Source organism: Weissella fangxianensis (assembly GCF_024718545.1).
In the GTDB taxonomy this organism is placed as follows: domain Bacteria; phylum Bacillota; class Bacilli; order Lactobacillales; family Lactobacillaceae; genus Weissella; species Weissella fangxianensis.
Map to the genome: position 1 here is coordinate 1 of NZ_JAMXDB010000058.1, position 6,647 is coordinate 6,647.

At 39.2% G+C, this 6,647-nt stretch carries 8 protein-coding genes; 2 read left to right on the top strand and 6 right to left on the bottom strand.

From position 1 onward, the window contains the following. Positions 1–228: 228 nt before the first annotated feature. The 5 genes from typA to NGR58_RS09695 form a co-directional block, all read right to left on the bottom strand. Positions 229–2,073, bottom strand: a complete 1,845-nt coding sequence (typA, locus tag NGR58_RS09675; protein ID WP_258089298.1) for a translational GTPase TypA — start codon at positions 2,071–2,073, stop codon at positions 229–231. A gap of 74 nt (positions 2,074–2,147) precedes the next feature. Further along, the gene (locus NGR58_RS09680) at positions 2,148–2,933 is read right to left on the bottom strand and encodes an inositol monophosphatase family protein (protein WP_258089299.1); all 786 of its coding nucleotides are present in this window, start codon (positions 2,931–2,933) and stop codon (positions 2,148–2,150) included. Between the two features lie 5 nt (positions 2,934–2,938). Continuing rightward, complete coding sequence (locus NGR58_RS09685; protein ID WP_258089300.1) at positions 2,939–3,226, bottom strand: UPF0223 family protein; 288 nt, start codon at positions 3,224–3,226, stop codon at positions 2,939–2,941. Positions 3,227–3,231: 5 nt separating this feature from the next. Further along, on the bottom strand, positions 3,232–3,819 hold the full coding sequence (def, locus tag NGR58_RS09690) for a peptide deformylase (protein ID WP_258089301.1): 588 nt from the start codon (positions 3,817–3,819) through the stop codon (positions 3,232–3,234). A 45-nt stretch (positions 3,820–3,864) separates the two neighbouring features. After that, positions 3,865–4,347, bottom strand: a complete 483-nt coding sequence (locus tag NGR58_RS09695) for a hypothetical protein (RefSeq protein ID WP_258089302.1) — start codon at positions 4,345–4,347, stop codon at positions 3,865–3,867. A 256-nt stretch (positions 4,348–4,603) separates the two neighbouring features. Here NGR58_RS09695 and NGR58_RS09700 point away from each other — a divergent pair, with 256 nt between their 5' ends. Together NGR58_RS09700 and rnjA are read left to right on the top strand one after the other, a co-directional pair. Continuing rightward, on the top strand, positions 4,604–4,816 hold the full coding sequence (locus NGR58_RS09700; RefSeq protein WP_258089303.1) for a DNA-directed RNA polymerase subunit epsilon: 213 nt from the start codon (positions 4,604–4,606) through the stop codon (positions 4,814–4,816). A gap of 3 nt (positions 4,817–4,819) precedes the next feature. Beyond that, complete coding sequence (rnjA, locus tag NGR58_RS09705; protein WP_258089304.1) at positions 4,820–6,499, top strand: ribonuclease J1; 1,680 nt, start codon at positions 4,820–4,822, stop codon at positions 6,497–6,499. 53 nt (positions 6,500–6,552) lie between these two features. Here rnjA and NGR58_RS09710 read toward each other — a convergent pair whose 3' ends face one another. Beyond that, the gene (locus NGR58_RS09710; RefSeq protein ID WP_407077141.1) at positions 6,553–6,645 is read right to left on the bottom strand and encodes an IS3 family transposase; all 93 of its coding nucleotides are present in this window, start codon (positions 6,643–6,645) and stop codon (positions 6,553–6,555) included. Between the last annotated feature and the right edge of the window lie 2 nt (positions 6,646–6,647).

Below are 6,647 nucleotides of genomic sequence, written 5' to 3' on the forward strand. Positions count from 1 at the left end.
TAAACTTCATGAACTTATTAACACAAAAAACGACCATGAATCTGACATAATCTGTCAGATTCACAGTCGCTTTTCACAAACCTAATTAATCGATTTTACTGTTTTTCACGCTATTTGACACAGAGCCCCTTTATTCTTAAGGCAGATTATTTTATTTTTCAGTGTAAACAACAAAAACGGTTGTTCCCCATAATTGGGCAACAACCGCTTTATTAATAATCTTTTATATTAACCTTGTGTTGACATCTTGCGACGCTTAGCAGCCTTTTCACGCTCACTTGTATTCAAAATTTGCTTACGAATACGAACGTTTTCTGGGGTTACCTCAGCGTATTCATCATCATCCAAGAATTCCATTGATTCTTCAAGCGTCATATCACGTGGCGTCTTGATTGAAGCTGTTTGGTCCTTGTTAGATGAACGCACATTAGTTTGGTTCTTAGCCTTAGTAACATTAACTGAAATATCATTGTCACGGCTATTCATACCAACAACCATACCTTCATAAATGTCATCAGTAGGATGGATGAACATCGTTCCACGATCTTCAACACCCATGATTGCATACGTTGTAGCTTGGCCTTGGTTAATTGAAACTAGTGTTCCATTACGACGACCAGGATTCCAGTTCTTAACAACAGGTCCATATGCTTCAAATGTGTGGTTGTAGATACCATATCCACGAGTCAATGACATAAACTCAGTTGAGTAACCAATCAAGCCACGTGAAGGTACAAGGAAGTCCAAACGTGTTGTTCCTGTACCAGTTGGTTCCATATTGCGCATTTCACCCTTACGTTGGTTCAATGAGTCAATCACTGCTCCAGAATACTCATCAGGTGTGTCTATTTGAACGGCCTCAAATGGCTCTGACTGTACGCCATCAATTTCCTTCATAATAACCTTTGGACGTGAAACTTGAAGTTCAAAGCCTTCACGACGTAAGTTTTCAATTAAGATTGATAAGTGTAACTCACCACGTCCTGAAACTAGCCAAACACCGGCTTCATCAGTTTCAGCAACACGCAATGACACATCAGTATGTAATTCACGATTCAAACGGTCTTGAATCTGACGAGCAGTCACAAACTTACCTTCACGGCCTGCAAATGGTGAATCATTGATACGGAAAGTCATTTGCAAGGTTGGTTCATCAATACGAAGTAATGGTAATGCTTCAGGATGTGCAGGATCAACAACTGTCTCACCAACAGAGATGTCTTCCATCCCTGAAATAGCAATCAAATCACCAGCTTGAGCTTCTTCGATTTCAATACGATCCAAACCAATGTAACCAAATAACTTTGTTACACGGAAATTCTTCACTGAGCCATCGACCTTCATAACGGCAACTGAATCACCGACTTTGATTCTTCCATTAAACACACGACCAATTCCAATACGACCCACAAAGTCATTATAGTCTAATAGTGAAACTTGGAATTGTAGTGGTTCATCAGCAGTATCAGCAGGAGCAGGAATTGTCTCGAAGACAGTCTTGAAGACTGGTTCCATGGTGTGCTCTTGTGTTTCAACTTCTGGCTCATATGATGATGTTCCATTCATAGCTGAAGCATAGATAACTGGGAAGTCCAATTGTTCTTCATCGGCACCAAGCTCGATAAACAAGTCCAAAACCTCATCAACAACTTCTGATGGACGAGCACCTGGACGGTCAACCTTGTTGACAATAACAATTGGTGTCAAGTTTTGTTCAAAGGCTTTCTTCAAAACAAAACGAGTTTGTGGCATTGTACCTTCAAAGGCGTCAACCACAAGCAAAACACCATCAACCATTCCCATAATACGCTCAACTTCACCACCAAAGTCAGCGTGTCCTGGGGTATCCATGATGTTGATTTGCTTGTCTCCAACCTTGACAGCCGTATTCTTTGACAAGATTGTGATACCACGTTCTTTTTCTAGATCGTTTGTGTCCATCGCACGGTCGCCTAGTTCTGTACGCAAGTCTAACGTATCAGACTGCTTTAATAATTCGTTAACCAACGTTGTCTTTCCGTGATCGACGTGAGCAATAATTGCAATATTGCGGATATTTTCGCGTTTTGCCAAAATTCTATTCTCCTTGACGCATACGTCACTTGTTTCTGTAATCGGTGTAACAATCGAAAGTCAATCCAATAATACTAATTCCACTCTTGTTGAATTTCTTTAATATCATTGTATGTCTTCTCTGTTGCCACAAGCACTGAACCTGATGCTAACATATTCAAAGGGTGTTCGTCAATTGTTCCAACCTTTAATCCTAAAGATTTTGCCAGGACAACACCAGCGGCAAAATCCCATGGTCGCATACGGCTGAGGTAAGCAACCGCTTTCCCCGTTAACACATGCAAATATGAAATTCCCGCCGAGCCGTAGACGCGATAACCAATCGCCGATTTAGCTAACTCTGGAAAACCCTTTTCTTCATATAATAGTCGGGCACCCGATAGAATAATAAGACCATCTTTCAATGGTATATCTGCTGGTGCCTGCAATGGTTTAGCATTATGAAAAACACCAAAATCAGGGCCACCATGAACAACATCGTGATTGGTGATATCCATAATCCATGCCATAACAGGTTCGCCATCTTCATAAACGGCTATCATGGTAGCAAATTCATCTTGTTGTTTGACAAAGTTCATCGTACCATCAATTGGGTCAACATACCAAATCCGACCTTCTGTCGATTTTACAGCATCCCCAAATCCTTCTTCACCTAGAATCAGTGCTTCCGGATCAAATGTTCGAATATGTTGCACATAATACTGTTCAACTTCTCGATCAACATTCGTAACTAAATCTCGATGACTGGACTTTGTCTCGATTTGCATCCGTTGACAAACTCGTTTCATGACAATGTCACTAACATCATCTAGCCAACCGAGCACCGTTTCATCCATCTTTTGTAATTGTGCCTGATTCATAAACGCTAGTCCTCCATTTTAAGATGATGGCTCTCCGTCTGACGCGCTAATTTCACAGTTTTGTAAATACTGTAGCCCGATGTGCTTTCGAATTCACGTCCAATTTGTTTTTCTTCACTTTTACTAGGGACTACCGTCTTAAAAACAGCGTAGGCATCCAATAAAGTTTGGCGATCAACACCAACTTCATAGGCATTAGCTACTGCCGAATATAACTTACTGGCATTGATAATGTCATCTTTATTCCAACCAGATAGAATTGGGTAAGTAAAATTTTTATCTGAGTTCGCCATATAAATCACCCTAAATAACGTGTATTGTCAGTTTCGGCCCATGGTTCAGTTTTATTAATATGGTCATAATACAATGTACCGTGCAAATGATCGATTTCATGTTGGAATACAATTGCAGGATAACCCTCAAGACGCAACTCTTGCTTTGCGCCAGTTTCATCTTGAAACTTTACGGTAATTCGGTATGACCGTGCAACATAACCAGGTAAGTCATTATCCACAGATAAGCACCCCTCACCCATTGATAAAGCACCCTTTTTTACTGATTGACGGGTAATAACTGGATTGTAAATCGTCCCTTTAAAGAAGTAATCATCACCCGTTTCTTTTTGATCTTGTAGTTCTTCTACATCATCTGTAGGAATTAATATTGATGAGAACTGTTGTGAAATACCTACTTGAGGTGCTGCTAAGCCAACACCTGGTCGTAAGCCATATTTTTCATTCCTTTTTTCGTCCTGGCTAACAACCAGATACTCCATCATATTTTTTGACGCTTCTTTTACTTCATCAGACAAAGGAAATTCAACCTTAGCTGCACGCTCACGTAAAACTTTATTACCATCACGTGTAATTTCATTCATCAAATACATCTTCAGAATCTCCTATTTTTTAAGTTAATTTTAGTATACCAAATTCTAAACGGGTTGATTCAATTTCCTTAAATCTCTAATATAAGCGGCCGTTTCTTGGTTAATAATATGTGCAATATCAATATGTAATTCCGGTATACGCGTATCATACCAAACGTCTGTTACTAATAATGCCATATCTGTTTCTGAAGCACTCTGCAAATTATTTTTTTCAGAATATTCTCTTAAAGCATTGTTAACTGCCTGTCTCACAACAACAACTTCCTGTACTCCCGACACTGGTAAAACAAACTCAAAAGCCATCACTTCATGACCCCAAATATTTGCTACCAAGGTTGAGGAAATATATTTATCAGAGTTCAAGTAAAGTGCATCCCCCAAATCACTCAAGGCATAAGTTAACCCTTTATTCACTATTTGTTGTGATGCAATGATTTGTCGTTCAGTCAAACGCCGCCCATATCGCCGATAAATTGTTACTGCGATAATAACACTTATTATAACTATCAGAACCCATAGAATCCACATTATAGTCTCCCTTCAAAAAAATTACATATTTCTTTAATAATCATTATATTTAGTGTACCTGAATTCCAAGTAAAAAACGATTGATTAGACGGCAACACTGAAACATTTATTGATAACCAAAATACGCGCGAATATCATACCTTATATATAACTTTGTAAAGGAGAACTTTTACGTTAGTAGCAGATAATACCTTTTTCTGCTAAACTAGCTATATACAAAGAATCGGAATAAAAAATAAGGAGATACTTTATTACTATGATTTTTAAAGTTTACTATCAACCTAACACCTTCCAAAGTCCTGAACGTGAAAATACACATTCTCTATATTTGGATGCAACGGATTTACCAGCTGCTCGTTCGGCTGTTGAATCAAATACTGAGTACAATGTCGAACATATTGAACAACTATCAGAAAAGGCTCTTGCATACGAGCAACAGAGTCCAGATTTCAAGTTGACGGAGTTTTAATATATGAAAACTGATTTAACTATTCGGCCCGAGGAGACAGCAGTCTATGCTTTGGGTGGTTTAGGTGAAATCGGAAAGAACACTTACGGTATTGAATTCGGCGATGAAATCATCGTTGTTGATGCTGGTGTCAAATTCCCAGAAGACGATCTTCTCGGAGTTGACTACGTTATTCCCGATTATACCTACCTCAAAGAAAATAAAGACAGAATTAAAGCACTTGTCATTACTCATGGGCACGAAGATCACATTGGTGCCATTCATTTCTTTTTAAATGCTGTCAATGTGCCTGTATATGCTGGACCATTAGCAATGGCCCTTATCAAAAATAAATTAGACGAACATGGTCTTTTAAATAGCACAGAGTTACATGAAATAAATGAAGATACCGTTCTTAAATTCGATAAAATGAGTGTTGAATTTTTCCGTACAACTCATTCTATCCCTGACACTTTTGGTGTAGCCGTCCATACGCCTTCTGGAACCATTGTCGAAACAGGTGATTTTAAGTTTGACTTAACACCAACTACTAAACAGGCCCCTAATCTACAAAAGATGGCTCGCATTGGTTCTGAAGGCGTACTATTACTGATGTCAGATTCAACCAATGCCGAACGCCCAGAATTTTCAAAATCTGAGCGTTGGGTTGGGAAAACCATTGATAAATTATTCAACGAAATTGATGGCAGAATTATTTTTGCAACCTTTGCATCAAATATGTCTCGAATTCAAATGGCAACCAAAGCTGCAATTGAACATGGTCGCAAAATTGCCATTTTTGGTCGCTCAATGGAAAGTGCTGTTAATAATGGACTAGCCCTTGGGTACCTTGATATTCCTGAGGATATGCTGGTAGATGCTCACGAAATCAATCGCTTACCACCAGAAGAAGTTCTTATTATGTCGACTGGTTCTCAAGGTGAACCAATGGCTGCCTTAGCCCGGATTGCCAACGGTACCCACCGACAGATATCAATCCAGCCAAATGATACGGTCATCTTCTCTAGTTCACCAATTCCTGGAAATACTCAATCTGTGAATCGAGTTATTAATGAACTAGAAGAAGCTGGTGCAAATGTTATTCATGGTAAAATCAATAACATTCACGCGTCTGGTCACGGTGGCCAAGAAGAACAAAAGCTAATGCTTTCACTCATGAAACCAAAGTTCTTTATGCCAATCCACGGTGAGTACAGAATGTTGAAGGTTCATGAAGGATTAGGTCATGATGTTGGCGTTCCTGAACAGAATACTTTTGTTTTGGACAATGGTGACGTGCTTGCGGTATCACCAGATGAAGCCAGACTTGCCGGTCATGTACCAGCTCAAGATACCTATGTTGATGGTAACGGTATCGGTGATGTTGGTACAGCTGTATTGCGTGACCGTCAAATGCTATCTGAGGATGGCCTAGTCGTCGTTGTTGCAACGATTGATTTAAAGAATAAAGAAATCACAGCCGGACCAGATATATTATCACGTGGCTTTATCTATATGCGTGAGTCTGAAGAATTAATAAACGAGGGTCGTAAGGTAATATTCCACGCAATCTTATCTGCAATGCACGAACCAACTGCCAACGAACACAGCATTCGAAATGCAGTTGTTTCACAATTACAACGTTTCTTATTCGAACAGACAAAACGTCGACCACTGATTTTACCTATGTTCATTATGATTTAAAATATAAAAAAATAAGGCTCCACTGAACTGAACCCCAAAAATTGGAGAGAAGTTTAAGCAACTAGCTGGTCGGAAAGATTTCGGTATTGAACCGGAGTTTTTCCGGCCAGTTTTGTTTTAATCCGTTTATTATTGTAGTAATAGATAT